The 25,485-nt window shown below is 38.1% G+C and carries 31 protein-coding genes; 6 read left to right on the forward strand and 25 right to left on the reverse strand.

Going from position 1 to position 25,485, the window contains the following annotated elements; genetic code table 11:
• Positions 1–317 precede the first annotated feature (317 nt).
• Positions 318–1,592 carry an MFS transporter gene (locus GLW08_RS04225; protein ID WP_160847305.1) on the forward strand — a complete coding sequence of 425 codons (1,275 nt, stop codon included), beginning with the start codon at positions 318–320 and terminating at the stop codon, positions 1,590–1,592.
• Positions 1,546–2,169, forward strand: coding sequence for a TetR/AcrR family transcriptional regulator (locus GLW08_RS04230; protein ID WP_160847306.1), 624 nt, complete (start codon positions 1,546–1,548; stop codon positions 2,167–2,169). Before GLW08_RS04225 ends, GLW08_RS04230 begins: the two co-directional genes overlap by 47 nt.
• Positions 2,170–2,246: 77 nt before the next feature.
• Here GLW08_RS04230 and GLW08_RS04235 read toward each other — a convergent pair whose 3' ends face one another.
• The 4 genes from GLW08_RS04235 to GLW08_RS04250 all read right to left on the reverse strand — a co-directional run bounded on the left by GLW08_RS04235 (position 2,247) and on the right by GLW08_RS04250 (position 5,770).
• The gene (locus GLW08_RS04235) at positions 2,247–2,699 is read right to left on the reverse strand and encodes a hypothetical protein (RefSeq protein ID WP_160847307.1); all 453 of its coding nucleotides are present in this window, start codon (positions 2,697–2,699) and stop codon (positions 2,247–2,249) included.
• Between the two features lie 102 nt (positions 2,700–2,801).
• Positions 2,802–3,080 carry a methylated-DNA--[protein]-cysteine S-methyltransferase gene (locus tag GLW08_RS22225; protein WP_337193910.1) on the reverse strand — a complete coding sequence of 93 codons (279 nt, stop codon included), beginning with the start codon at positions 3,078–3,080 and terminating at the stop codon, positions 2,802–2,804.
• Between the two features lie 263 nt (positions 3,081–3,343).
• Positions 3,344–4,105, reverse strand: a complete 762-nt coding sequence (locus GLW08_RS04245) for an SDR family oxidoreductase (protein WP_160847308.1) — start codon at positions 4,103–4,105, stop codon at positions 3,344–3,346.
• 234 nt (positions 4,106–4,339) lie between these two features.
• Positions 4,340–5,770: an aldehyde dehydrogenase family protein gene (locus GLW08_RS04250; protein ID WP_160847309.1), complete on the reverse strand. Its 1,431-nt coding sequence runs from the start codon at positions 5,768–5,770 to the stop codon at positions 4,340–4,342.
• A 288-nt stretch (positions 5,771–6,058) separates the two neighbouring features.
• Between GLW08_RS04250 and GLW08_RS04255 the strand changes: the two genes are divergently transcribed.
• The gene (locus GLW08_RS04255) at positions 6,059–6,310 is read left to right on the forward strand and encodes a methyl-accepting chemotaxis protein (protein WP_160847310.1); all 252 of its coding nucleotides are present in this window, start codon (positions 6,059–6,061) and stop codon (positions 6,308–6,310) included.
• A 69-nt stretch (positions 6,311–6,379) separates the two neighbouring features.
• Here GLW08_RS04255 and GLW08_RS04260 read toward each other — a convergent pair whose 3' ends face one another.
• The 5 genes from GLW08_RS04260 to GLW08_RS04280 all read right to left on the reverse strand — a co-directional run bounded on the left by GLW08_RS04260 (position 6,380) and on the right by GLW08_RS04280 (position 9,410).
• Positions 6,380–6,808, reverse strand: a complete 429-nt coding sequence (locus tag GLW08_RS04260; RefSeq protein ID WP_160847311.1) for a hypothetical protein — start codon at positions 6,806–6,808, stop codon at positions 6,380–6,382.
• 105 nt (positions 6,809–6,913) lie between these two features.
• On the reverse strand, positions 6,914–7,207 hold the full coding sequence (locus GLW08_RS04265; protein ID WP_160847312.1) for a hypothetical protein: 294 nt from the start codon (positions 7,205–7,207) through the stop codon (positions 6,914–6,916).
• A gap of 279 nt (positions 7,208–7,486) precedes the next feature.
• A complete protein-coding gene (locus GLW08_RS04270) occupies positions 7,487–8,401 on the reverse strand; it encodes an RluA family pseudouridine synthase (protein WP_160847313.1) in 915 nt (304 codons plus the stop codon).
• A 296-nt stretch (positions 8,402–8,697) separates the two neighbouring features.
• Complete coding sequence (locus GLW08_RS22065; protein WP_272917048.1) at positions 8,698–8,928, reverse strand: glyoxalase superfamily protein; 231 nt, start codon at positions 8,926–8,928, stop codon at positions 8,698–8,700.
• 20 nt (positions 8,929–8,948) lie between these two features.
• Positions 8,949–9,410 (reverse strand): RpiB/LacA/LacB family sugar-phosphate isomerase, encoded by a 462-nt coding sequence (locus GLW08_RS04280; RefSeq protein ID WP_160847314.1) that lies wholly within the window; start codon positions 9,408–9,410, stop codon positions 8,949–8,951.
• A 194-nt stretch (positions 9,411–9,604) separates the two neighbouring features.
• Here GLW08_RS04280 and GLW08_RS04285 point away from each other — a divergent pair, with 194 nt between their 5' ends.
• Positions 9,605–10,957: an ABC transporter ATP-binding protein gene (locus GLW08_RS04285; protein ID WP_237458297.1), complete on the forward strand. Its 1,353-nt coding sequence runs from the start codon at positions 9,605–9,607 to the stop codon at positions 10,955–10,957.
• On the opposite strand, the gene GLW08_RS04290 is transcribed toward GLW08_RS04285, so the two are convergent.
• Complete coding sequence (locus GLW08_RS04290; protein WP_160847315.1) at positions 10,901–11,083, reverse strand: hypothetical protein; 183 nt, start codon at positions 11,081–11,083, stop codon at positions 10,901–10,903. The two genes, GLW08_RS04285 and GLW08_RS04290, sit on opposite strands and share 57 nt — an antisense overlap.
• A gap of 53 nt (positions 11,084–11,136) precedes the next feature.
• Positions 11,137–11,463, reverse strand: coding sequence for a DUF3221 domain-containing protein (locus GLW08_RS04295; RefSeq protein WP_160847316.1), 327 nt, complete (start codon positions 11,461–11,463; stop codon positions 11,137–11,139).
• A 189-nt stretch (positions 11,464–11,652) separates the two neighbouring features.
• Between GLW08_RS04295 and GLW08_RS21580 the strand changes: the two genes are divergently transcribed.
• The gene (locus GLW08_RS21580; RefSeq protein ID WP_202406377.1) at positions 11,653–12,153 is read left to right on the forward strand and encodes a hypothetical protein; all 501 of its coding nucleotides are present in this window, start codon (positions 11,653–11,655) and stop codon (positions 12,151–12,153) included.
• 236 nt (positions 12,154–12,389) lie between these two features.
• On the opposite strand, the gene GLW08_RS04305 is transcribed toward GLW08_RS21580, so the two are convergent.
• From GLW08_RS04305 to GLW08_RS04325, 5 genes are all read right to left on the reverse strand, one after another.
• Positions 12,390–12,806, reverse strand: a complete 417-nt coding sequence (locus GLW08_RS04305) for a flavoprotein (RefSeq protein WP_202406376.1) — start codon at positions 12,804–12,806, stop codon at positions 12,390–12,392.
• A gap of 419 nt (positions 12,807–13,225) precedes the next feature.
• The gene (locus GLW08_RS04310; RefSeq protein WP_160847317.1) at positions 13,226–13,423 is read right to left on the reverse strand and encodes a cold-shock protein; all 198 of its coding nucleotides are present in this window, start codon (positions 13,421–13,423) and stop codon (positions 13,226–13,228) included.
• Positions 13,424–13,670: 247 nt separating this feature from the next.
• On the reverse strand, positions 13,671–14,201 hold the full coding sequence (locus GLW08_RS04315) for a hypothetical protein (protein WP_160847318.1): 531 nt from the start codon (positions 14,199–14,201) through the stop codon (positions 13,671–13,673).
• 6 nt (positions 14,202–14,207) lie between these two features.
• Positions 14,208–14,513 carry a hypothetical protein gene (locus GLW08_RS04320; RefSeq protein WP_160847319.1) on the reverse strand — a complete coding sequence of 102 codons (306 nt, stop codon included), beginning with the start codon at positions 14,511–14,513 and terminating at the stop codon, positions 14,208–14,210.
• 585 nt (positions 14,514–15,098) lie between these two features.
• Positions 15,099–16,253, reverse strand: a complete 1,155-nt coding sequence (locus GLW08_RS04325) for a DEAD/DEAH box helicase (RefSeq protein WP_160847320.1) — start codon at positions 16,251–16,253, stop codon at positions 15,099–15,101.
• 209 nt (positions 16,254–16,462) lie between these two features.
• Here GLW08_RS04325 and GLW08_RS04330 point away from each other — a divergent pair, with 209 nt between their 5' ends.
• Positions 16,463–17,911 (forward strand): carbon starvation CstA family protein, encoded by a 1,449-nt coding sequence (locus tag GLW08_RS04330; protein ID WP_160847321.1) that lies wholly within the window; start codon positions 16,463–16,465, stop codon positions 17,909–17,911.
• A 394-nt stretch (positions 17,912–18,305) separates the two neighbouring features.
• Here GLW08_RS04330 and GLW08_RS04335 read toward each other — a convergent pair whose 3' ends face one another.
• The 9 genes from GLW08_RS04335 to GLW08_RS04375 form a co-directional block, all read right to left on the reverse strand.
• On the reverse strand, positions 18,306–18,911 hold the full coding sequence (locus GLW08_RS04335; RefSeq protein WP_237458302.1) for a lytic transglycosylase domain-containing protein: 606 nt from the start codon (positions 18,909–18,911) through the stop codon (positions 18,306–18,308).
• Positions 18,912–19,013: 102 nt separating this feature from the next.
• The gene (locus tag GLW08_RS04340) at positions 19,014–19,256 is read right to left on the reverse strand and encodes a hypothetical protein (RefSeq protein ID WP_160847322.1); all 243 of its coding nucleotides are present in this window, start codon (positions 19,254–19,256) and stop codon (positions 19,014–19,016) included.
• Positions 19,257–19,300: 44 nt separating this feature from the next.
• Positions 19,301–19,600 (reverse strand): hypothetical protein, encoded by a 300-nt coding sequence (locus tag GLW08_RS04345; protein ID WP_160847323.1) that lies wholly within the window; start codon positions 19,598–19,600, stop codon positions 19,301–19,303.
• Between the two features lie 35 nt (positions 19,601–19,635).
• Entirely contained in the window at positions 19,636–20,352 is a 717-nt protein-coding gene (locus GLW08_RS04350) for a hypothetical protein (RefSeq protein WP_160847324.1), read from the reverse strand.
• Between the two features lie 356 nt (positions 20,353–20,708).
• Positions 20,709–20,879: a hypothetical protein gene (locus GLW08_RS04355; protein WP_160847325.1), complete on the reverse strand. Its 171-nt coding sequence runs from the start codon at positions 20,877–20,879 to the stop codon at positions 20,709–20,711.
• Positions 20,880–20,970: 91 nt separating this feature from the next.
• Positions 20,971–22,275, reverse strand: coding sequence for a heterodisulfide reductase-related iron-sulfur binding cluster (locus tag GLW08_RS04360; RefSeq protein ID WP_160847326.1), 1,305 nt, complete (start codon positions 22,273–22,275; stop codon positions 20,971–20,973).
• Positions 22,268–23,671 carry an FAD-linked oxidase C-terminal domain-containing protein gene (locus GLW08_RS04365; protein WP_160847327.1) on the reverse strand — a complete coding sequence of 468 codons (1,404 nt, stop codon included), beginning with the start codon at positions 23,669–23,671 and terminating at the stop codon, positions 22,268–22,270. Before GLW08_RS04365 ends, GLW08_RS04360 begins: the two co-directional genes overlap by 8 nt.
• Positions 23,672–23,695: 24 nt before the next feature.
• Positions 23,696–24,577, reverse strand: a complete 882-nt coding sequence (locus GLW08_RS04370; RefSeq protein ID WP_160847328.1) for a DUF6282 family protein — start codon at positions 24,575–24,577, stop codon at positions 23,696–23,698.
• Between the two features lie 15 nt (positions 24,578–24,592).
• Entirely contained in the window at positions 24,593–25,480 is an 888-nt protein-coding gene (locus tag GLW08_RS04375; RefSeq protein WP_160847329.1) for an alpha/beta hydrolase, read from the reverse strand.
• Between the last annotated feature and the right edge of the window lie 5 nt (positions 25,481–25,485).

Below are 25,485 nucleotides of genomic sequence, written 5' to 3' on the forward strand. Positions count from 1 at the left end.
GCTTAGCGACGTACATACTGTCCACCAGTAATTTAGAGGAAGTTCAATTAAAACCGCTGCATCATCCAAAAATCATCCATACTATCCCCTCCTATCTGTAATCTTAGAAGTAACTGAAAACCTTCTGTAAGTTTCAACATTTGAACCATTTTGACTAATTTATACGGCACTAAAGCTATTTAGTTTCACACCATTCTATGTAATAAGGTCATTAAATTTTAGTAAATATTTTGAAAAAGGTTGTAAATCGACATCGGTGTCGGTATAATAAGATTAACAAAACGACATCGGTGTCGATTATATTTGGAGGGATTCATATGGAAAGGACATTATTAAGAAATAAACGATTTATGACCTTAATGACAGCACAGTTGATTTCTAGTTTAGGTGATTGGTTAAGTATTGTTGCGATTATAACGATGGTTGGCATGAAATGGAACGCTACGCCAATGGAAGTTTCGTTTGTTATATTATGCTTGGCACTTCCGATGGCTTTACTAGGTCCATTTACCGGAACGGTTGCAGATCGAATTAATCGAAAAGGATTAATGATTGTTTCTGATTTAGTAAGAGCAGGACTTATTTTGATTCTTGCGTTGGCAAGTTCGATTTGGACGGTATATGCTTGCTTATTCACAATTGGTTTGCTTTCAGCTGTGTTCATTCCCGCTAAGAATGGAAAACTGAAAGAACTTGTAAAAGAAGAGGATATGAAGAGTGCCATGTCCATTTCATCCATGATTGGTTCGACAACTAAAGTGCTTGGGCCGTTATTAAGTGGCATGTTGGTGACGGCGTTCGGAGCTCAACTAGTCTTCGTGATTGACTCAGCTACATTTTTCTTATCAGCTCTACTTATTTTTGCTTTACCTGAATCCGTGATTGTTATAGAGGACGATGGCAATGACTATGATGAAGAAAGTACCACGTTTAAAGAAGACTTTATGAAGGGTCTATACTTCATTAAGCAAAGTCGTTTCTTACTTGTTGGAATGTTCGTTTTAGGGTTAAGCTTAATGATACTCCAGTTATCAGACTCGCAGATTATTGTCTTAGTGCGAGAGTTATCGGATGCTTCCCCAAATCTGTTTGGACTAATGGTGACTGGCTCAGGTCTTGGTATGTTTTTGGCTGGATTCGTCCTTACAAAGAAAACGGATTACAATGCACTTCTCCTGTTGTTCCTTGGTGTTTGTGGAATTGGTATTAGCTTTGGTATGATGGGGTTATTAACAAGCTTTGATTTATCCCTTTCCTCTATCTGGGGACCAGTGCTTGGCTTTCTGTCAGGCATTTCTGCTGGATTGATCTTTATTCCATTCCAGGCTTCTGTACAAACGGAAACACCGGCGCGTATGACAGGTCGAGTATTTGGTGTCATTAATAGTGTAACCACAAGCGCTACAATTGTTGGACCATTATTAGGTGGATGGCTTGCCACATGGTTAGGGATCCTCCCAACATTTATAATAACGGCTTCTCTGTTAATCGTTGTTTCCATTATTGGTCTAATAATTAGAGAAAAAATAGAACGGGGGAATAAGTATGTCTCCGAAAGTCAGCAAGCAGCACAAGGAGCAACGCCGAGCTAATATATTAGAAGCAGCAAAAAACGTGTTCATTGAACATGGCTATGAAAAAGCTACCATGAAGCATATTTTAGAAACAGCTAATGTGAGTCGAGGTGGCTTATATCAGTATTTCAAGAATAAAGAGGATGTGTACGAAGCTCTTCTTGAGGACTCCATCAATGAGTCTATGCATCATACGTTAGATAAACTCGACGATGAAGTTTCTTCTTACTGGGATTTATTACTTGCACGTATTTTTGGAGAGGGTAAGCAGCCTGACGACAAAATGGATCCCATGGCACCATCCAACCTGGAGTTCTTTATTACAGGAAGAAATGACCAACGCCGAATAGAATATGGAAAAACACGTTATTACACTGGCTTAAAAATCTACAAAAGCATTATCGATCAAGGTCAGGAGAACGGTGAGTTCTCAAATCGATTTGATAGCGATATACTGGCAAGATCCATCATTTCCTTTATAGATGGTCTCGCCCTTGACCATGCAATCCTACCTCCAGAGGATGTGAAACTTAAAGAACAATCAATTATGTTTGTAGATTATTTGAAAATGGCTTTGGGTGTTGACCAAGGTTAAAAAGACATACTTTCTTGGGATTTTGAGAGAGTATGCTTTTGTTCTTTTTCCAAAGTATTATCCACCATCTAAAGTGTTTATATAGTAGTACTAAATATCATTCTTTTCTTTTCTTTAAGGCTGTCTAATACAATATAACCAAAAATAATACCTGCTATAGTAGACAATGGAGATTCGATATTTCTCATAAGTGCTCCACTGAATGGTAGTGGTACACTATGTGGTAGAGAAGAGTACAAAACTATAATCTGGGAAACATACAAAGTCGGGATGCCAATTGCGCATAATTTAACCCAATCAATAGCCCACTTTCTTTTTTCTTTAACTTCTTTAATAAATTTTGGTAAGCGTATTAGTATCCCAATTAAAGTTGGATATAGAAAAGTAAAAATTACCACTAGAAAATATAAGACTTCTGAGTTTCCTTCAAACATTAATTCTTCTCTAACCATTTCAGGTAATTTGTATCCCCAGAAAACCAAAACGATAAATGTTACTGTCGAAATAAAATACAATAAAAATCGTTTCATAAAATCTTCCTCCTTTAAATAATAATGTTACTAGAATTATAGGTTAGCTAAAACCGTTTCAACGAAATATTAAACAATCCAACTCTTAAAAGAGCTGGATTATTAGGAGACACGATTAACTTCTTTCTTCTTCATGTTCCAGTAACCATTTTTTCGATGCAGTCCACCACCATATTTAGCAAGATCTCCATTTTCTTTAATTGCTCTGTGACACAGAACGATGATAGCAAGTTGGTTTGTTCCATTTGCATTTGCTACGTTTGTATAAGTTTTCTTGTCACCAAAGGATATTCTTCTTAACTGTTCCCATACTTTCTTTTGAAAGGGAGAACCAATTAGATAACAGTTGTCATTACTCCTACAAAAAAAACACCTTCGTATTCAGCGTTAAGCTCCAGTAATACCTAATACAATTCTTCTTTAGATTCAGAGGTAATCATAATCTACCTCCATTTACACTTTGCTGACATATTTTTATTGTATCGCAGCTAGAAATGACTCGTAGCCGTCTAAACTAATTACACAAGCCAACATTTATGTAGTACGTTAAACAATAAAAAAATCAGGCGAAATCATGTAAGATTTCGCCCTAAATATAGCATGTTATTTTATATTAAACTTACCTTATGAATTTTCGACTGATTCTATCTACCCAACCAACCACCATCAACAGCTAGTTGGTGTCCATGAATGTAGTTGGAAGCATCAGAAGCTAAGAAAACAACGGTTCCTTTGAAATCCTCTGAATCCCCCCATCTATCTGCAGGGATTCGATCAAGAATTTGCTGATTACGTGTTTCATCATTAATGAGTGACGTGTTCATATCCGTTGCAATATAACCCGGAATAATAGCATTAACATTAACATTGTGTTTCGCCCATTCATTGGAGAGCGCTTTCGTTAATTGAGTAACTCCGCCTTTAGCAGCAGCATAAGCTGGTACCGTATATCCACCTTGGAATGATAATAAAGATCCTAAATTAATGATTTTCCCACTATTTTGCTCCGTCATATAACGACCAGCCTGTTGGCATAATAACCAAACTGTCTTCAAGTTGACATTAATGACGTCATCCCAGTCTTCTTCCGCAAAATCAACTGAAGGAGATCGACGCTGGATACCTGCACAATTTACTAAAATATCAATCTTACCAAATGCAGTTACAACTGCAGGAACAGCCTCTTTAACTTGATTCGTATCATCTAAGTTGCAAGGTATAATTTCACATTTTCTTCCTAATGCCTTAATTTCCTCCTGTACATCGGTTTTCTCAACATTACGCTGAAGTAATGCTATATCAGCACCTGCCTCTGCCAATGCTATAGCCATTGAATGACCAATCCCACGAGTTGCACCTGATATTGCTGCTATTTTTCCTTCTAAATTAAATAGCTCTTTACTCATTTTCATCCCGTCCTTCTTTGAATATTAGACATAACCACCTGTATAACGCTTTCAAAAAACGCTTCCAAAATATATGTAAAAAGTATTGCCCTCTATTATAATAGTTCGATACTAATAATGAAACTCCTTTTCTCATTTTTTATTTTTATATGAAAATTATTTTCATCCGTTTTTAAAAAAGAAAGAAGGCAGATTACTACCTCCTTTCTCCTTATATCAACAGGTTATCCTTTTTTACTCAGGCAACCCCATAATTGCTTTAGTTTCAAGGTATTCTTCAATACCATAATCTCCCCATTCTCTTCCGATACCAGATTGCTTATAGCCTCCAAATGGTGCAGAGAAGTCTAAGTCAGCGTTATTGACGCCGATTCTTCCGGCACGAATATTTGTTGCTACTTTACGAACTTTGTCACGATCTTTCCCAATTACGTAACCTGCAAGTCCATAAAAAACATCATTGGAAATATCAATAGCTTCATCAACTGTATCGTAGGATATGATGGACATAACTGGTCCAAAGATTTCCTCTTGGGCAATTACCATGTCATTTTTTACATCTGTAAAAATCGTTGGTTTAGCATAGAATCCTGTATCAAGACCTTCTGGTTCACCTGTTCCACCAGCTAGAAGCGTAGCTCCTTCTTCGATACCTTTTTCAATATAAGATTGAACTCTATCCCATTGCTTTTGGGCTACTAGTGGGCCTACATAATTTCCGCCTCTAGGATCACCTACTGGAAATTCTGGTAGTACATTTTTTACTTCTTGTTCAAAATCTTCCTTAATGGAAGATGGAACTAAGATTCTTGTTGCTGCTGAACAAACCTGACCAGAGTTCATCGCAATGTGATTCACAGCTGATTTTGCAGCGGTAGTTAAGTCAGCATCTTCAAGCACTACAAGTGGTGATTTTCCTCCTAATTCAAGAGCTACATTGGTAATCGTTTCAGATGCATTCTCCATGATTTTTTGGCCAACTCCAGCTGATCCAGTAAAAGAAACAAAATCAATGTCAGGATGACTACTAATACGATTCCCAATAACAGAACCTGAACCATTTACTAGGTTAAAAGCTCCTTTTGGAACGCCTGCAGCATCAAATATTTCTGTTAGAATAATTGCTGCATATGGTGTCAATTCAGCAGGCTTTAAGACCACTGGACTTCCAACAGCAAACGCACTAGCTATTTTCGTGGAAGCTTGATTGGTCGGGAAATTCCATGGGGTAATAAGTCCACTAACCCCTACAGTATCCTTCACAATCGTATGTCCACCTCGGTCTTCAGTGAAAGAGAAATTCCTTAATGACTCTGCAGCTTGAGCGAAATGAGCACGTCCCATTTTATAATGCACGTTCTCTGAAACCGTAAGTGGAGAGCCAAGCTCATCAGTCATTACTTCAATAAGCTCATCTTTTCGCTTTTCATATTCTTCTACAATTCTTTCTAACATCTCAATACGTTCTTCCTTACTTGTTTGGGAAAAGGAAGGAAATGCTGCTTTTGCTGCTGAAACAGCTTTATCTAAATCCTCTTGTGTTCCTAAACTAATTTCTCCAAGCTTTTCCTCGGTAGCCGGGTTAATAACGGGCTCTGTCTCAGAACCAGTAGATTCCACCCATTCTCCGTTAATGTAATGTTTCAACTGATTATAGTTACGCATACGATAAACGTCTCCTTTATTTTGAAATTCTAATAAAGCGAATCTTCTATTTTATTATTCTTAACAAATGTAACCTTCATTTCTATGTTTGAAACATTTTGAGCACATCGACCACAATCACAAGAAATTATAATTTTAATATAATATTCCATGGTAAGAATCGAGTCTATTTTGAAACTTGTTATTCTTTAAGTCTTTGGAATGATAAACTTTATTCACAGGACTTTTATTGAGGGAAATTGATGACATTGAAAACAGCACAAGAAACGCCTGCAAAAGCTTGGGGAGATGGGCAAAGGGTTTAGTGTCGTAGCCGAGGAAATTAGAAAGTTCTCAAATGAGACAGTCGAATCCACAGAGAAGATTCGAAATACACTTGAAAACATACATAAATCGATAGATGACATGTCCACTTCCATAGAAAACATTGTGGCCGTTGGGAAAGAGCAAGCCTACTCAACAGAAGAAATTTCTGCATTTATTGAAGAAATTGAAGAAAAGAGTAAGCAGTTGAATAAATACGCTTCAGAGTTGTTGTAGAGTAGAACAAAGGTGCTTCTTTTCTATATATGAGGGAATCGTAAGAACCTTTACTATAAAATAAATAGGTTAGAACGCATCATCAAAGGTAGCTATTATGTGTTGCTTCACTTTTTCACTTTCCTTTTCATCTAGTTCTTCACCAGATGGAAAAGTCTTAGATTCGTCTAGAGCAAGGTCCACAGGCAATAATATTGTCATAGGTTCTTTTTCAATTACTTCTTCCTCATCACTATTCTGTTTTGTTGATGAATGTATCAATTTGGTTTTTATGTATGAGCCTTGTTTGGTAAAGTAATCTTTAATTTGTCTGGTTTCTACGCTTAATTGTTCGTCTGTTCCACTCATAATGATTTGAGAATTCACTTTCACATAAGATCCTGCTTCATACTCAAGTGATTCGGTAATATAAGCTTCGATTTTCTCTCTAACTTCCTGGTTACTTGTCTGATCACTTGTACAACCAACCATCATAATTATTATAAAAATACAGACCAACCAATAGAATCGTTTTCTAATAAGGTTTCCCCTCCCATTTCTAACATCGTAAAGATTCATCACATTACGATTTTTTATATAATTTATCTTAAATGTTTAGATATTCTAATTATCATCTTTGGTGTACAATAATGTTCGTTGAATTGGTTTCCCTAATGCAGGGGCATTTTGTGTGATAAATTCATAGTACTTCCCATCAATGATAAACGTACGATCCCCTACATATTCAACACTTCTTCCTTTACTAGATAAATGTTCTTCTTTCCCTCTAATGTATGAGCTACGATGCTGGTATCTGTCTTCAAAATCTATAATAATACTTCCCTTTGGATAGCTAAATTTACTGTTAGCAAAGAAAAATTGTATTATATCTTCAACTATATCTACTAAGAAATGCATAGGTGAAACCCTTACTTTTAAATATTATTATATGTAAATTATTTCAAATATCTGTAGTGAGCTCAAACTATGTCTTTCTAGCTAGTAAAGATACGTTATGGCTTTCCATTAAGAAAAAGCTTAGGAAACTGGGGTTGGAATTTTATAAATGTTTCAGTTCATTGTTTAAATAAGAATAGATCCCAATTTGCAAACTTTTGCTATGTCCCTACATTGCTTTTCAACGTAAAAAAGAAGACTAAACCAATATGATTTAGCCCTACTTAATATATGATTAAGTCATTCTAAATAGTTTGTACTATCTGGAGGAAATAGATCATCTAGGAAGGGTGCAATGCACTCGATTTTTTCGTCTGTAATAGGGTGTGGAAAGGTGATTTTTGCTGCGTGTAATGCTTGTCTTGATGCTTGTTTCTTCCCACCATACAATACATCTCCAACTAATGGGTGGCCAATATGGCTCATATGGACACGAATTTGATGGGTTCGCCCTGTTTCAAGGTCAATTTTCACAACCGTCTGATCTTTTTTTGCATGATATTTTAATACTTCATAATGTGTTATCGCATCTTGTCCTTTTGGTGACACTCTTCTTCTAGAAGGGTGATGCCGATCCTTGCCAATCGGTTCGTTTATGGTCCCTTTTTTCTTGGTAACTTTACCTTTTATAAGAGCTATATAAGTTCTTTTAATCTTCTTTTGCTCAAGCAATCGGTCCATAATAGAGCCAGCTAAAGCATGCTTAGTAAAAATAACCGCTCCGGTAGTATCCTGGTCTAATCGATGAATATGCCGTACTTTAGCTTCTAACCCCTGACTTTTAAAATGGAAAGCAACACCATTGGCTAACGTATCCGTCTGCCCTTCCACATTAGGATGAACATTCATTCCGGCTGGTTTATTGACAACTAGAACATGTTCATCTTCAAATAAAACCTTTACATCCATATATGTAGGTTGAACATCTAACTCTTCTTTAGGGAATAGATGAACTTGAAGCTTGTCCCCTATTTGTAATTCAGTTGACCATGCGACATCCTCACCATTTCGTTTTGCACCATTCTCCATTCGTAATTGATGCAATTGTTTTTTTGGAACATGTAAGAGATTCTTTAATATGTACTCAATTGAATTTCCTACCCAATCCTTCGATACCTGTATCTCGAGCCATTCCCCTTTTTTACTCATTTTCATTTATACGCCTACTTTCATTTTAAAACGATTACTCTAATACGGGGTTGCCTTCTACATATTATGTATTTTCTTAAAGTCTAACAATCCCACTCAGATCATACTAATCATCATACTTATAATTGCAGAAGATCCCACTAGTCATTTTCCACCCTTTACACCCAATGGTGAAAAATCAATTTATTCCCAAGATCTGTAACTTGCATCTCCTTAATCCCCCATGGTTTTGATTCAATGGACGGGGTTAGCATATGCATAGGACTTCGACTCTAATGCTGTATGCAATACTTCGATACCTTCTACTTCGATGCGAATTGCTGCCCCTGGAGAACAGTCTCATGATGCTCTGAGAGATGAAGCATGAAGTCTCCAGAGGAAACTTGCATATATAAAGGAAAATATTCTTCATACCTATGCTCCCAATCTAATGAGAAATCCAAATAACTTATATAAAATTCTTTTGCCTTTTCTTCATCAAAGATACGAAAGATTGGTATGGATTGTTTCAAGATACTATACGTTGATTGCATAAGGCATCCTCCGTGTACAATTAGATTTCTTTCAAATGCCTTTCAGCTATTTTATTTACTTTATCCACACGACGTTTATACTTCTCTTCTTCCTCAAGAAATGGAGTATTCAACCATACATTCACACTTTTCAAAGCAATAGCTGAACCAATAATTTTCCCACCAATACACAACACATTCGTATTGGAATGGGACCTTGCTAACTCGGCACAAAATGGGTCCTGACAAACCGCTGCGTTCAGACCATAGATTTTATTGGCAATCATCGCACTTCCGTAACCAACTCCATCTACGAATATCCCACGTTCCGCTTCACCCTTTGCTACCGCTAGAGATGCAGGATATATGAAATCAGGTAAATCGCAAGACTCCTCATCATGCGTTCCAAAATCCACAACCTCATGACCCTGTTGTTCAACCAATCCCTTAATTTCTTCTTTTAGTGCGAATCCAGCATGATCATTTGCCAAGGCAATTTTCATAATACTAAACTCCCTTACTTTAGTTTATATTTCTTCGTCTCAATTAAAGTGTAACGACATTCTCTTTTTATTACAATTCTTACGATAATAGTTTAAAATAGAACTGGAAGGTAATAGAATTTATCCACATCATCACAAACAAAGTTTGCGATAAACGATGAAAAAGGGTAACGACTTATTAAGATGTGAGGTACATGATGGAAACTATACATAAAAAAGCAAATTGGAAGAATCTCGTCCAATTAATTAGAGCTACAAATCCACCTAAATTTTTATTTGGTTTTTCTCTATTTCTTAGTGTTCTTACTACGATGGCAGGCTTAAGTATTCCATTGCTAGCCAGTAGATTAATTGATAACTTCGATTTAGAGAACCTGAATACTACCGTCATTGTCGGCATTGTAACTGCCTTTTTGATTCAGGCGATAGCAGGCGGGGTCTCGGTTTACATACTGGCCCGAGTTGGACAGCATATCATCGCTTCTTTACGTGAGAGATTGTGGGAGAAACTACTAGCTCTTCCCATTTCGTACTATGATTCGCATGAGACAGGTGATTCTGTTAGCAGGATGACAAACGATACAGGCGTTATTAAAGATTTGATCACAGACAACTTCACAGGCTTTGTTACAGGAATTATTTCTGTTTCAGGTGCCATTATCATTTTGTTTTTCTTAGATTGGCCTCTTACACTAGTTATGTTTTCCATTATCCCCATTGCGCTACTATTCCTTATACCAATCGGTAAGAAGAGCGCTCAAATATCAAGAAGCTTACAATCGAAGACTGCAAATTTTTCTGCCCATTTAACACGAGTGATTTCAGAAATACGATTAGTGAAAGCTTCCAATGCTGAGGAACGTGAATATAAAAGCGGGAAATCGGGAATCCACAACCTATATCAACTTGGGCTAAAAGAGGGAATAATTCAAGCGATTATGTCGCCTCTTGTCTCCTCCCTTATCATTGTGGTCCTTGTTCTTATTATAGGCTTTGGTGGAATAAGAGTATCTTCTGGAGCAATGACTGCAGGGGAATTGGCGGCTTTTTTCATTTATCTTTTTCAAATTATTATGCCACTCACTCAAATCGTCGTGTTCTTCACGAAGTTTCAAAAAACAATCGGCGCTACGGAAAAAGTAATATACATACTTGATTTAGAGGAAGAGGATTTTACAGAAGGAAGAAGGATCGAACATAATAATGAACTTGTTCTTAATGGAGTAACTTTTGGGTATGATGACTCTGAGAAGGTATTATATGACGTATCTTTCACCGCCAAAAGTGGGGATGTTACAGCCATAGTCGGTCCAAGTGGAAGCGGAAAAACAACATTATTTTCCCTCATAGAACAATTCTATAAACCTCAACAAGGCGAAATTCGTTATGGTGCTACGAAAATTAATGAGTTCTCGTTGATGTCATGGCGAAAAATGCTTGGTTATGTATCTCAAGAAAGCCCTATTTATGCTGGTAGCATTGTCGAAAATTTAACCTATGGACTCGATGAGGATATCCCAGAAGTTAACAACTGGTATCGCCTGTAATAAAATTAATCCGAACCAAACCGCTATAGATACGACACCCTCTCGATTTGTTTCATCAGGTACTTGCTGATAATTTGTTTCTCTCATGTTTGGTCTATGATTCATTTCCGTATCCATGTAATCCATATATCTACACCACTTCCTTCTCTATTTACGTTATGTACTATCTCACATTACAATCATTCTTCAATCATTTCAATCTTACCTAATTCAACCTGCATAGGAAAGGAATCATCAACTAATCCATCTACCCAAATACGTACTTTTTGACCCACCTCATAATCGAAGGTAAAATCCCACACCTTATCTACATTTATATAATACGCATCGATACCTTTCCCGATATATTGCTCAAGCTCGAAGTCCATGGCTTGCTCTTTACTAATTTGGTTAACAACAAGGATTTCTTGTTCATCAGGAGTTGTTTCTACAATATATCCTACTATTGTAGGCTCACTAGTGTATTCTTTGGAACATCCTGCAACAACTAATATCGAAAAGAACATAATGATAAAACAATATTTTAGGATTTTTCTCCCTCCCTAATGAATCGTTAATGAATCGTTAATTCTAGTTTCTACTCCGTTGTAACAACTATTTTTCAGTTGGGAGACGGCATATCCTTCCCTTTCTAGGCACACTTCAAGACATTTATCATAAGCTACAATGTACGATGTGTTAAAGGGGGTACAAACATGCATCATCACTACTTTCATGTTCCTTACTCGCAATATGGTGAAGATGAACGATTTATTAGTCCCCTCATGCTAACAGCTGGAGGGTATTTACTGAATAAAGCATTGAACGGAAATAATAACCCTCAAGGTTTTGGGCCGCCAAATAATGGTTTCGGACCAGGTTTTGGAGGACCAGGAAATCCTGGGTTTAATCCAGGATATGTACCAGGGCCTGGCTATGGTGGATTCAACCCTGGCTATGGTCCGAACTACGGAAATGGGTATGGGTTTAACCCAGGTAATGGACCTGGATACGGGAACGGATACAACCCAGTGTACGGCGGAGGTTTCGGACCTGGATATGGTCCTGGATATGATCCTGGATACGGTCAAGGACCCGGACCATATAACGGAGGCTTCGGACCAGGATATGGAGGACCTAATGCTGGTTCTGGATTCGGGAATGCTTTGGGTCAATTATTCGGGTCAAACCAAGGTTTTGGAGGATTTCCTTTTTAGGTTTAAATCAAAGAACAAAAGCTCGGGGCGCCTTGGTGACCCCCGACAGGCTTAAGGCAAGCCTCGAAGTGGCGTTTTTTGCCACAGCGAGGCTTGCCTTAAGACCCAGAGGGGGGTAGGCGCTGAAGTTGGACGTGGTCACATCACTTTTTTAGTTATACACAAGCATTGAATTTTATAATTTCCTGGTGCAAGCAAAAAACTGTCCCTATTCCACCAAGGGACAGTTTTCTGCATTAGGTAACTTGCAAACTATGTATATTTTCTTTTGTTATCCCAGCTTCAATATAGCTTCGAACCAGTTTCCAATCCCCTTCTTCATTTTGTTGAAAGGTGTGAAAAAATAAATTAGCTGTTTCTAATGATGTGCCATCTTGTCTAATAGTCGCTGATAGAATGGCCATGCACTCCTCTTCCTTCAAAGGAAGTACCCCTACTTCCTTAATGTCCCATTCCACATTTTCGGTTCCACCAACATAATCAAATCCTTGCTCCCACCCCATAATAGATTGATCATAACCAAAGTCTACGATTTCATCACCACGAACCTCACGTGCTTGATAATCCATACTCATCACTTGTTTTAACTCTTCCAACGAAGATTCTCGCCAAATTTGCTTAAAATGTTCTAAACTTTCTCTAAAAGTAGACAATATATTACCTCCAGTTTGCTTCCGTAACTAGTTTCTACTTAAAGAATCTAATTTCCTTTTTTTTGTCACGTGAAAATTCATAAAATACAACTAGAAATAACGATATGTAAAGAACAAAAGCTCAGGGCGCCCGGGTTGCAACGTATATGCTGCGGCCTACACGACGTAGGTTGGTTCGATGTTGCTACATGATGTAGCGATTTTAATCGAACTTCACCAGATTCCGTATGAAATAAAGGAAACACGAAAAGTGTTAGCGATTCAATGTTGACTTATCAGAAGGAGATGCAGGAATTTTGCTAACCGTTGGCCGCTGCGCTGGACGCGGCTTAAGTAATACAGAAGCTAACATTTTTTTCCTAAACCACAAAAAAAAGAGACACCCTCAATTTAGGGTGTCTCTTTTTACTAGTATTCACTTATTTTTGAACATTAGCTGCTTGTGGGCCACGGTTACCTTCAACAATGTCGAAGTTAACAGTTTGATTTTCTTCTAATGTTTTGAAGCCTTCTTCTTGAATAGCAGAGAAGTGAACGAATACATCGTCTTGACCTTCTACTTCAATAAAACCGAATCCTTTTTCTGCGTTAAACCATTTCACGTTTCCTTGTAACATAATTGTTACCTCCTGCGTGGATCAAAATCCACAATGTATTACTATTAATGCTCTGCATATTCATTCCAGACTAAAGTGACTTACTAGTAACTTTCTCTTTCATAACTTGCAAACGAACATGAATAATTAATTATTAATATAACATTATATTGGACAGCCTGTCAATAAACTATGAAATTTATTCACCAAAATACTTTGCGTATTCTTTACTGAATAAAGAAAAATTTTCACTAATGTGTATATCAGTTCAGAGTTCTTCATTCTTTTCACCACCATCTAACCGAATCCCTTTTCGCTCTTCTGACCACTTTATTAATCCTGGATTAGATGTTTCTAACTCTTTTACAGGAACAACGCTCGCTTGTTGTTCCGTCACCCTCACAACGGAATACGAACTCTTATTATGTACAATACACACATGTTCGTAAGGGGTATGAATTAGTTTCAAATGTTTTGCTGGTGTATCTTCAAATAGCTCATGCACTTTTTGCTTATCCTTGTCTGTTAACGGGTGAATAGTATAGAAATGTCCCTCCTGTACCTCCGGTGATTGTTTCTGCTCAACAAACTCTTCCCCTCTGGTGTAACGAATAAGGTCCAGATGAATTTTTTGCAGCAAATGAATGACTTCAGCAAAACCAAGAAATAGCATAAGTACTACAAAAGATAAATAAAAAAACAGGATACTCTTGACAATAAAAGCAATAATTATCCCCATTAGGAAGAATACTATACCAATAACTTGCAGAATCGTGGCAATACGATTTCGTTGATACACAGGCAACTACCTCCTTATAACATCTATAAAAGTCGGTGCTATTACTAGAATAATAGAAGTCCTTACTAACATCCTAGTAACTAGATTAGATAGTTTTTCTCTAGCCTTTCCCTTATACCAGCCACTGAATTGCCAATGATTTCGATAGAGTACAAACAAGAAAACAAGTACTCCTACATAGCCTAACCATTGATATGCAGTTGCTTCAGTGCCAACAAACGCATCATAAAACGCATCTAACATCCCACCTAACACTCCGGCTAATATGCCAAAAATACAAATGATTCGTAACAGTTCCAATAAAACTCTCATGTACATGCTCCCTCCTTCATACACCTTTTTACAATAATTGATTATTACATAACAAATGTTTACTTTTTATGATGAATGGCTTCTAAAGCTTTTCCCTCATTGGTTGGGATACATAAAACTTGTATTCATTCCCAAGATCGCTATAAGAACCACCAGGTGCTGAGTAAAAATCAGCCGTTTAAGCTACTCGATATTTAATAGACGCAGCTTTCAACTTCGGTACAATCCATATTCCTTCCAGCTAAGCGTAGTGTACACCAACGTTTTCTTACTTGAGAAGACATATTCAATTAGGTTAGCTAAAAAGTGCAGTCATCCTCTCCTACCATATAGTCAGAGAACTTGATTTAATTTTAACATTAAATACCAAATGCAAATCACTTTTTCTTCTTTTATATGTAAACATCTATTGAGCTCATACATATAAAAGAGGAGGAGCGGATACTACAAAATCCGATTTACTCGGAAAATTCAATATTTCATCCTAAATTGAAAAAGTTGCTCGCAAATATAACTCCCTTGTAATCACGAAAGTTGTAAAAAGGCTAAGTCTAGTGACTTAGCCTTTAACTTAATATCTATTCATTACTGCTTGGAATCATCCCGAAGTTTGCCTTTATAGAGAGATTTCTTATGAAGGGGGACGTTTAATTTCTTTACATATTTGTGTAATTCTTTCTCTTCCTCTTTCGTTGTAAGGGACAATACAGTACCCTGATCTGATCCAAGTCTTCCTGTTCGACCAGAGCGATGAATGTACTGGTCAAGTTCGTCTGGTACATCGACATGAATAACATGGGTGATATCTGAAATATCTAAGCCACGCCCTGCCACGTCAGTTGCAAGTAAAAGCGGGGCTTCGCCTGAACGGAAGGCTTGAATAGCTTTAGCGCGGTCTTGCTTCTTTGTATCTCCATGAAGTACTGCGACCGAAAGACCTCTGTATGCTAATTTCTCCGCCATCACTTGTAGATTTCCAACATCACGCACAAATGCAAGAGCCTTCCCATCGATGGCATGAATCACTTTACGTAGTGTATCAACTTTTTCGCGTGCCTCACATGGAATATAAGCATGTTCCACTTCCGGTTGATCCCCTTCCCCTTGTTGCACGTTTATAACTTCAGGGTCATCCATCATTTCCTTCGCTTTCTTTTCCACATGTTCCGATACGGTTGCTGAGAATAGTAACAACTGACGCTCTCGTAGCGTGCTTTTTACAATTCGTTCTATTGTATCTTGATGTTCTGGAATCAGTAGTTGATCGCCTTCATCAAAAACGACCGTTTTGACTTCATGCATTTTTAGTTTCTTCTGATTGATCAGTTCCAGCACTCGGCCTGGGGTGCCTATTACAATCTGTGGTTTCTTCTTCAGTTTTTCAACTTGGCGTTTTACATTAGCTCCACCAATAAGTGTCGTACTTTTGATGTCTGAGCCTTCTGTCCATTTTTGTACCTCTTGATGAATTTGCATGACTAGTTCATGAGAAGATGCCAAAATAACGATTTGTACTTGCTTTTGATTAAAATCTATTTTATTGAATAATGGAAGAAGATAAGCTAACGTCTTTCCGCTCCCTGTAGGTGCTTCCGCTAAAACATCTTTTCCTTCTACAATAAAAGAAGTAGCTTGTTGTTGAATGGCTGTTGGTTCTGTGAATTGTGCTTTTTCCCATGCAGTCTTTAGAAATGGTGGGAGTGATGAATAAAAATCTGTATTTGAATGCGCATTTGTCATTATAGAAAATCCCTTTCTCACATACGTCTAATTGCTTATACTAGTATACCTCATTTTTCACCAGTTGTAACAATACCTTTTTCAGATTGAATCCACACTTTGTTATCAGCAAATTATTTTTTTCATTTTTTTTAATTGTTTTTTCCGTCAGCTAACCTTACAATGTTTTTTACATTCTAAAATCGTTTTTTTGAAAGGAGGCTGTCACGATGGTTACATTTGTTGCATCCATCTTGTTATTAATTTTAGGTTACGTTGTTTATGGAAAGGTGGTCGAGCGAATTTTTGGGATTAATGATCAAACAAGTACACCTGCCTATACGAATCAGGATGGATTTGACTATATGCCAATGAGTTGGTGGAAAGCTAGTTTAATTCAACTATTAAACATAGCTGGACTAGGTCCTATTTTTGGAGCCATTTTAGGAGCATTATATGGACCTGTGGCTTTTATCTGGATTGTAATTGGATCCATCTTTGGTGGAGCTGTACATGATTATTTCTCTGGAATGCTTTCCATACGACATAACGGTGCTCAATACCCTACCATTGTCGGAAAATACTTAGGTAAACCTGCTCGCTCTGTCATTAATGTGCTATCTATTGCTCTCATGGTTCTTGTGGCAGCTGCCTTTACCGCAGGCCCAGCGCAATTAATGGCGGAAGTAACCCCTTTAACATTTATGGCTTCTTTACTTGTTATTTTTGCTTACTTCCTAATCGCTGTACTATTACCAGTTAATAAGATCATCGGTAAAATCTATCCTATCTTTGGAGCTATTTTAATCTTTATGGCTGTATCGATCGGAGTGGGGCTATTTTTCTTTGATAACCCTATACCAAATTTAACGTTCAATAATTTACATCCTGAAGCTAAACAAACACCCATTTGGCCATTACTAATGGTAACCATTTCTTGTGGTGCTATCTCAGGATTTCATAGTACTCAAAGTCCAATTCTTGCCCGCACATTAAAAAAAGAAAGTGAAGGTCGCAAAGTTTTCTATGGAGCAATGATTGCGGAGGGCATTATTGCATTGATTTGGGCTGCTGCCGGCATGACGTTCTTTGGATCTACGGGAGGACTTAAAGAAGCACTTGATGCAGGTGGTCCAGCTAGCGTTGTTAATGAAATCAGCACGTCTACTCTTGGTGCCTTTGGAGGGGTTTTGGCTGTCATTGGTGTTATCATATTACCTGTGACCACAGGAGATACAGCACTTCGTTCCTCTCGTATGATGCTAGGTGATTTAATTACACAATTTCGTAAAAAAGAGCTAACTGGTAAATGGACGCCACTTTGGTTGTCGATCCCTGTTGCTTTACCAACGTTCCTCTTAACCCAAATTGATTATTCCTTTCTTTGGCGATATGTTGGGTGGTCCAACCAGGTTGTAGCTACCGTTATGTTATGGACAGCTACCATGTATCTCTTAAGGGAAGGAAAATTCCACTGGATTGCCAGCATACCAGCTCTGGCAATGACAGCTGTCGTGAGCACGTATATTTTTTATGCACCTGAAGGGTTTGGACTAGCCTACACTACCTCCATGATTTTAGGAGGGATTCTCTGGTTACTTGTAGCAGGATGGTTTGTGAAGCAACTGATTCGACCTAGATTCTCTCAAGGTGAAATTCCTAGTGCCAGAGCAAGTTAACGATTAATATCAGAACAAAAGCTCGGGGCGCCCTGTTAGCGACGTACAAACTGTCCTGGAATAATATAAGTTCTGCACCGGGTGAGGTTCGATTAAAAGCGCTGCATCATGCAGCAACATCGAACTGACCTACCTCCTGTAGGCCCGCGTCACGCAGCAACATCGAACCAACCTAAGTCGTGTAAGCCGAAAGGAAACACGAAGAGCTCAAGCGTTCGATGTTGACTTATCGTAAGGAGGTGCAGGAAGTTTGCTAGTCGCTGGGCGCTGGAGCTGGACGCGGCAACATCACTTTATCAAGTTATCCACATACTCATCCGTTTATAGATGTAAGCTAGATAACAATAAAAACGCTTGGATAACTCGTTTGTTATCCAAGCGTTTTCTATATCAGTTACGCATTCATATAATTGGACATCACTTTTGGTACATAAGCTTTCGTCTCTTCAAATGGCGGAATCCCACCATACTTGTCTACATTACCTGGACCAGCATTATAAGCTGCCAGCGCTAGTTCTGTATCCCCGTTGTATTTATCTAGCATCTGCCGAAGATACTTTGCTCCCCCATTGATATTTTCGATAGGATCCATAATGTTCTCTACCCCTAATCCTTGTGCTGTAGCAGGCATAAGCTGCATTAATCCCTTCGCTCCTGCGTTACTTACTGCATTTGGATTAAAATTCGATTCTTGTTTAATAACAGCATTTAGTAGCTTTGGATCTACATTATGCTCTTGAGCCGCAGCTTCTATTTGTGGTTTGAACGAGTTGGAAGATGTCATCACCTGATTCATTGACCCCATCGAAAGAGGAGGCATGGACGATGTCATGCTTCTAGTTTGTTTAGATGCTGTTGGAACATCAAACGATGCCATTTCATTTTGCAATAACTGCGTAAAAAACGATGACGTATTCATAGAAGACGATGCCGAATTTCCCGAACCCATCGTACGAATTGCCTGTAATTGCGCCATTTGTTGAAACATTTGGATATTCAACTGACAATCACCTCTTATATGTTTTTTTATATCTTAATGACCGGGGGGATAGCTTCTAATATTAAACATTTTCCCTTTGGCTCATATATAGGATTTCTACCATCACGAAGTACTAGTTCTTTTTTTATAGTTTAATAAATGCATGTTACTCATTTGAAAGGTCCATCGCTTACTTTTTTGTAATTCTTCTTTAGTAAAGACAAACATAGCCATTTGTTCTGAATTACCTTCACTATCTCCAAAACCACTTCCATAATTCCCTTCAGCACCATTTTCCTCATAGGCTTTTAATCGAATGGTATTTGTTCTTGTTTGATTATCGTTTAAACGAAATAGGCTTAACATTGTTCCACCGTCTGCATGGTAATGGCTATTAAATCCCACAATAATTAAATATTCTTTTTTTCTTTCAAATCATTCATTTTTTCTTTTACTTCTTCCACATAAATATCTGTATCGTATATTTGATTTATATGTATAGGTTCATTCAAGCCATTTAGAATTTGCTTTGTTGTTAAAGTAAAAGTAATATCATTTTGATAAGGTACTGTTTCTGCCTGATGAATATCTAGGTTACGTCTTACATAAGAGATTCCTTTTTCATTAGAAGTCAATATCAAACTTATTATTAAAAGAGCAGATATAGATAATAGAGCAGCTCTATTTTTAGTAATCTTTATTCCCTTCAAATCGTTCACCTCAAGTGTGAGTGTACGAATATCAACTACTTACGAAATATAGAAAATAGAGACTCCCAAAACCCTTTTGGTCTCTGAAATGATTCCTGTATTTGTTTATTAAAATCATTTTGCACACGCCATTCTTTTTGCTGTTCTTCACGCATTTGCTTTATTTCTTCTTGCAAGAGTTCACTTTTTTGCTTTTCTTGTTCGAGTAATTGTTCATAATGGTTTTGTTGTTGTTCTACTAATTTTTCAATTTTCGTATTAGTCTTTTGCGAGAAATTTCCCACCCCAGAACTAATTACATGGTGATCTTGCTGGAGTTGCGATACAGTTGATTTAAGATGTGACATATCATTTTGCAGTTGAACATTCATTTCACGTGTAGCAGCTAGTTCACTAGAGAGGAATTTAATAAATTCATGTAATTGATTGGGGTCTTGGAGTGAATGATCATATGTACCTTGAGTTGCTGGTTTTGTTTCCATTGCTTCCTGTGTTTCTTCTAATCTCTCTTTTTGCTGGGCTACAATCTCTATTGCTGTATCGTCTCTATTCTTAGCCGTGTCGCGTATCGCTATAAGCGCTTTGATATCTGAACGGACAAATATACGACGATCTCCATCTTTAAAAAACTCATAGCCGTTTCTTTCCAGAATTTGGCCATACTTCCTTACAGTTGTTGTAGCTATGCCAAGTTCATCCGCTACTGCCTTGGATGAAAAGGCACGTTCATTCGGCTCTATATCGTGTCGCATACCGTTCCTCCTTTTATTACAAAAATGAAATTTAAAACGTGATTTTGCAATTCATACCGCCTACCGATACGGTACCCAAATTAACCTTTATTGATAGCAACTAGATGTATCTTTAAGAAGCCAAGTACATTATTAATACAATCATTCCAACCATTTTTTCTCTGTATCGGATAGCGATATGAGCGATATACTATAATGTTTCGTATAAAAAATAGTATAAGTGTCCAATCCTTCATATATTTTTTCATTTCTTAGCGTCATTTTTTATAGGATTTCTATTATATTGTCCTTCATCTGCAACGATACCATAAGACATATTCTCGAGATAGTGCGTATTTTCATTTAATGATTCTTTATTAACTTCTATTATACTTGAATTCATAGAGTTCATCTTCTAATTCTAGGATTCTTTTTCTATTAGATTGAGTTGTCCATATCATCCCCACAAGTGCACCTATCACAAAACCCTCAGAACCAAAAAACAACAACCCTATAAAGCCTATTAATCCAATATACAAAAAAGACATATAACCATATTTCCTCCTATTGTTCCTCTAAAGTAAGTTATATTATAGCACGAAAAAGAACGAGCATATCCGCTCGTCCTTTCCCTAATCACTATTCCCATTTCCCAACAGGTCCAGCTTGTGCAAGTAAATCTATCAAATGCACAGCATCCATTTCTTCACTAGCTCCTTCGCGTTCAATTCCTAGTTTCATTTGTAATAGGCAACCAGGATTAGTCGTGACAATACCTTCAGGTTGCTTCGAGCAGACATCCTTCATTTTCACATCAAGTACATCCATCGAATCTTCGTAGTTTAGAATGTTATAAATACCTGCTGAGCCGCAACAAAAATCTGGTCGATCGAGTTCTTTTAATGTTAACCCTAGTATTTTATCCATTAGTTGACGTGGGGGCTGTTTCACCTTTTGAACATTACTCATGTGGCATGAAGGTTGATAGGTTACCGTTTTCTCAACAGGTTTTGTATAGATAATTTGATCAAGCTCTGCGAGAACTTCGGTTATATCTTTGACCTTAGCAACGAATTGCTTGGCACGCTCATGCCATTCAGTCCCTTCTTCAAACAGATGATGATATTCTATTAACCTAGCGCCACATCCACCAGCATTATTCACAATGTAATCTACTTGCTCTTCTTCAAAGGCTTTAATGTTCTCTTTCGCTAGTTCTCTCGATTGGTCAATTTTACCCGAATGTGCATGTAAAGCACCGCAGCACGTTTGTTGCTCAGGAAGGACAACCTCTGTGCCGCTCCTTAACAACAATTCAATCGTATTTTGGTTCGTATCAAAAAACATACTGTCCATCACACATCCTGTAAAAAAGGCTACTTTTGCTGTAGCAGGACGTTTGCGTATAAAACGTTTGGCACGTCGTTTTCGTTCTTTTGGTGACGGTAAATCTGGTAGCACCTTTTCAAATTGATCGAGATTCATTGGGGCTACCTTTGTTAAATGAAAGGATCTGGCTATTTTTTGCACGCCTGTTTTTTGGTACAACCACGTCGCATTTCCTAGTGTGTCCATCCACCCTTTAGAAGGAAAGAATGATTCAAACAAAAACTGCTCCGTTTTTTGCTGGGTCTTCGATTTGACTTGATTGTCTTCAATGACTTCTTTGGCACCTTCTAAAATTTCACCATATTGCACATCCGTCGGGCACACCGTTGTACATGCCATGCAACCAAGACATTTCTCAATAGGCTCTTGTAAATCTTCAATAGCAGCTTTTCCTTCTGCAACCATTTTTACTAAATTGATGCGCCCACGAGGGGAATGGGTTTCCCTCTCCATTGTTTCGTAGGTTGGACAAGCAGGAAGACAATAGCCGCATTGTACACAATCAAAGGTCTTGTCATAATTAATCTTTTCCTGAAGCGTTTTTACACTACTCACTACGCAACACCAGCTTCTGGCCTTTTTCCGGAAAGATTTTACCTGGATTCATTATACCATTCGGATCCCAGGCATCCTTGATTCGACGCATCATATCTAGCCCAACTTCTCCGAGTTCATTTTCCATAAATGGAGCCTTCATCGTACCTATGCCATGCTCTCCTGACAGAGTCCCTCCAAGATCAATAGCTGCTTGGAAAATTTCTTCTACAGCTAATTCAACTCGCCCCATTTCTTCTTGATCACGTTTATCACATAGGACATTAGGGTGTAGATTGCCATCACCTGCGTGACCAAATACGACAATCTCAACATTGTGGCGTTCTTTTATCTCCTTAAGACGATCCATCATATCAGGAATTTTACTTCTTGGTACGGTGGCATCCTCAGAGACTTTTGTGGGCTTAATTTTGGCAATGGCTGGTGATACCTGTTTTCGGGCATGCCAAATTTTCGTTGCATCCTCTTGCGACTCAGGAATGACGGTATCCCTTGCTCCGATATTTTTCATAATATCCTGGATAAGCTCTTTTTCAATGCTTAGCGTCTCCGGATGGCCGTCCAATTCAATGATGACAATAGCGGCAGCATCCGTAGGTAATCCAGCTGGTTGAAAGTTTTCCACTGCTCTAATACAAGCTTGGTCCATGAATTCCATTTTAGATGGTAGAATGCCTGAGGTTAATGTTCTTGAAATAGCCTGTCCAGCAAGACGCACATCATCGAAAACAGCCATTAACGTCTGTACAGCTGGTGGTTTTGGAACTAATTTTAGCGTTGCTTCTGTAATGACCCCAAGCGTACCTTCCGATCCAACGAGCAATTTCGTCAAATCAATACCTGTAACATTTTTAATCGTCTTTCCACCTGTACGAATGATTTCTCCTTCTGGTGTAACCAATTCCAGTCCAAGTACGAAATCCTTTGTCACCCCATATTTCAAGCCTCGAGGACCTCCGGAGTTCTCGGCAAGATTGCCTCCTATGGTTGCTACATGGGCACTGCTTGGATCTGGAGCATACATCAAACCATGTTCTCTTGCAGCTTTATCAATATTTGCTGTTAACACACTTGGTGATACCGTTACGGTTAAATCATCAGCACTGACGTCGATTTCTTCAGGCCATTGCGATAAATCCAAGACAATTCCACCATTCACAGGTAACGGACCACCACTTAAGCACGTTCCTTGTCCCCGTGGGTAAATGGGAATCCGGTGTTCATTGGCAATTTTCACAATATCGACGACTTCTTCCTTCTTTTTCGCCTGCACCACAATTTCAGGTAAATATTCTCCAAACGAAGCATCAAAGCTATAACTATGTCGATCTGCTAAATGGGTCATAATTTGCTTTTCAGGGAGGTGCTTTTGTAGTGCTTCTATCCATTCGTTCACGTATGTGACCTCCTTTACATGATATCAACCTAATAAGGATTTTGGGTTAGTCGACACCATTTCCGTTATTTCATCTTCTTTTAACCCCGATTCTAACAATTTCTCGATAAATTCTTGTAATCCTTTTATTGGAGTCGAATTATGCGGTTGACCATAATCGGTAACTAATACACAAGATGCTGTTCCTATTGTCCGGATCGTATGTGCCATTTCTGAAACAGTTAAATTATTGAAATCATTCCCACATGCAAGAAAACATTTCTCAATCATGCAACCCTTCTCTGCTAGATCCACTTGCATATCAAGTGGAATTTGAGCAATACCTAGATCAGCATGTTGTATTAAAATACGTTCTACTCCAATATGAATCGCTTCATCAACTAATATGCCCACTTCATCTGGAGAAAGATGACCTGTTGCAAGCACAGCATCATGTGAAGCAATAAGAGAGAGGATTTGTCTTACTTCGTCCTTCACCTCTCCATGGTCATTCCATATCGTTAATACAGATGCTGAATAATCCAGAGACTTTTTACTATTAAAAAAATTTCCCTGGGAATGATTTTGAAAATAATTAGCGTGTTGCTTGGCTGATATGGTGGGCATCCAAATTATTTTCGCCCCCATCTGCAGAGCTGTATCTACGGCATGAGGAGAAAGTCCACCTGTAAACAAATTACATACAAGCCCACCTTGCACATCAATATCTGGTATCTTTTCTCGAATTAAATACGCACGGTCATAAGAATTTCCTTCATGGGCTTTAATGACCAACCCTTTCATACCAGCTTTTTGTCCCTCTTTAACAAGTTCCCAATCCGTTTGTTTTCTCGGAAAAAGACTTGGGGAGCTATGAACGTGAAGATCATAAGCTCCCTGTAAAAGAGGATGGTAGTATTCTGTCATTTTAATGTCTCCCCTTTATGCTAATGCCTCGTTAAAAAAGGTTTCCAATTCATCCATTAAAGCAATATATTCACTGTTTTTGCTATACATAAAGTCATTGTGCTTTCCTTCAATACGATAGAACTGCTTTGGTTCTGCAGCCTGTTCATATAGAGCAATAGCTTCTTCATAAGGATGAAGGATATTTTCTACTCCATGACCAACAAATAGAGGAATGTCTTCAAGGTTTTGTGCCGCGCGATCCGCATCAAGCTCTAGTAAAGATTCGGTGAATTGAATACGTGTCTTACCACCAAATCCTTTACGATCGGCCAATTCTTTTTCGACATAGTCTCTTGTCGCGGGGTCTAGTGGATAATGAAGAAATGGTTCCTCTTCCTTTGATTCCCCTTCAACCACTCGTCGGATGCGATCTTGCTCTACTGTTTCTAATACCTTCATCCAATCCTCATAAGAATGAACCGTCTTCAACCAGCGCTCACCATGATAAAAGCCATTTAAAGTCGCAACAGCACTAACATTATTATTGGTTTCTGTAACACGAATGACGTTCGAACCACCCATGCCCCAACCAATCAGGCCAATTCGCTCATGATCAACTTCCTCTTGTAGTTGAAGAAATGTAATGGCGTTATGAATGTCCTGGACTTGTTCCTCTAATAGGACTCTTGCAGGATCCCCTTCACTATCTGCAAAGCCACGGTAATCAAAACCTAAACAAATGTAGCCTTTATCCGTCAACGATTGTGCAAACATTCGAGGATAGAATTCATTGACCCCTTGATAGCCAGAATTTGGTATAATCGCTGGAAGCTTATCTCCCTCTTGATAGAAGTCAGGAAAATATAAACTCCCTTGTAGTAATAGTCCTTCACTGTAGAATTGCACTGGTTTTTCGATCATTACAC

The organism is Pontibacillus yanchengensis (assembly GCF_009856295.1).
Lineage (GTDB): Bacteria > Bacillota > Bacilli > Bacillales > BH030062 > Pontibacillus > Pontibacillus yanchengensis_A.

What these genes read in the sequence shown, in the direction of transcription:
- GLW08_RS04235 (WP_160847307.1), bottom strand. Translation starts at nt 2,699, where the DNA reads ATGAAACGATTTTTATTGTATTTTATTTCGACAGTAACATTTATCGTT.
- GLW08_RS04330 (WP_160847321.1), top strand. Translation starts at nt 16,463, where the DNA reads ATGGTTACATTTGTTGCATCCATCTTGTTATTAATTTTAGGTTACGTT.
- GLW08_RS04355 (WP_160847325.1), bottom strand. Translation starts at nt 20,879, where the DNA reads ATGTCTTTTTTGTATATTGGATTAATAGGCTTTATAGGGTTGTTGTTT.
- GLW08_RS04325 (WP_160847320.1), bottom strand. Translation starts at nt 16,253, where the DNA reads ATGACAAATGCGCATTCAAATACAGATTTTTATTCATCACTCCCACCA.
- GLW08_RS04265 (WP_160847312.1), bottom strand. Translation starts at nt 7,207, where the DNA reads ATGCATTTCTTAGTAGATATAGTTGAAGATATAATACAATTTTTCTTT.
- GLW08_RS04250 (WP_160847309.1), bottom strand. Translation starts at nt 5,770, where the DNA reads ATGCGTAACTATAATCAGTTGAAACATTACATTAACGGAGAATGGGTG.
- GLW08_RS04370 (WP_160847328.1), bottom strand. Translation starts at nt 24,577, where the DNA reads ATGACAGAATACTACCATCCTCTTTTACAGGGAGCTTATGATCTTCAC.
- GLW08_RS04310 (WP_160847317.1), bottom strand. Translation starts at nt 13,423, where the DNA reads ATGTTACAAGGAAACGTGAAATGGTTTAACGCAGAAAAAGGATTCGGT.
- GLW08_RS04375 (WP_160847329.1), bottom strand. Translation starts at nt 25,480, where the DNA reads ATGATCGAAAAACCAGTGCAATTCTACAGTGAAGGACTATTACTACAA.
- GLW08_RS04285 (WP_237458297.1), top strand. Translation starts at nt 9,605, where the DNA reads ATGATGGAAACTATACATAAAAAAGCAAATTGGAAGAATCTCGTCCAA.
- GLW08_RS04295 (WP_160847316.1), bottom strand. Translation starts at nt 11,463, where the DNA reads ATGTTCTTTTCGATATTAGTTGTTGCAGGATGTTCCAAAGAATACACT.
- GLW08_RS04290 (WP_160847315.1), bottom strand. Translation starts at nt 11,083, where the DNA reads ATGGATTACATGGATACGGAAATGAATCATAGACCAAACATGAGAGAA.
- GLW08_RS04230 (WP_160847306.1), top strand. Translation starts at nt 1,546, where the DNA reads ATGTCTCCGAAAGTCAGCAAGCAGCACAAGGAGCAACGCCGAGCTAAT.
- GLW08_RS22065 (WP_272917048.1), bottom strand. Translation starts at nt 8,928, where the DNA reads ATGCAATCAACGTATAGTATCTTGAAACAATCCATACCAATCTTTCGT.
- GLW08_RS04245 (WP_160847308.1), bottom strand. Translation starts at nt 4,105, where the DNA reads ATGAGTAAAGAGCTATTTAATTTAGAAGGAAAAATAGCAGCAATATCA.
- GLW08_RS04280 (WP_160847314.1), bottom strand. Translation starts at nt 9,410, where the DNA reads ATGAAAATTGCCTTGGCAAATGATCATGCTGGATTCGCACTAAAAGAA.
- GLW08_RS04350 (WP_160847324.1), bottom strand. Translation starts at nt 20,352, where the DNA reads ATGCGACACGATATAGAGCCGAATGAACGTGCCTTTTCATCCAAGGCA.
- GLW08_RS04255 (WP_160847310.1), top strand. Translation starts at nt 6,059, where the DNA reads ATGGGCAAAGGGTTTAGTGTCGTAGCCGAGGAAATTAGAAAGTTCTCA.
- GLW08_RS04225 (WP_160847305.1), top strand. Translation starts at nt 318, where the DNA reads ATGGAAAGGACATTATTAAGAAATAAACGATTTATGACCTTAATGACA.
- GLW08_RS21580 (WP_202406377.1), top strand. Translation starts at nt 11,653, where the DNA reads ATGCATCATCACTACTTTCATGTTCCTTACTCGCAATATGGTGAAGAT.
- GLW08_RS04340 (WP_160847322.1), bottom strand. Translation starts at nt 19,256, where the DNA reads ATGTTAAGCCTATTTCGTTTAAACGATAATCAAACAAGAACAAATACC.
- GLW08_RS04320 (WP_160847319.1), bottom strand. Translation starts at nt 14,513, where the DNA reads ATGAGAGTTTTATTGGAACTGTTACGAATCATTTGTATTTTTGGCATA.
- GLW08_RS04270 (WP_160847313.1), bottom strand. Translation starts at nt 8,401, where the DNA reads ATGAAAATGAGTAAAAAAGGGGAATGGCTCGAGATACAGGTATCGAAG.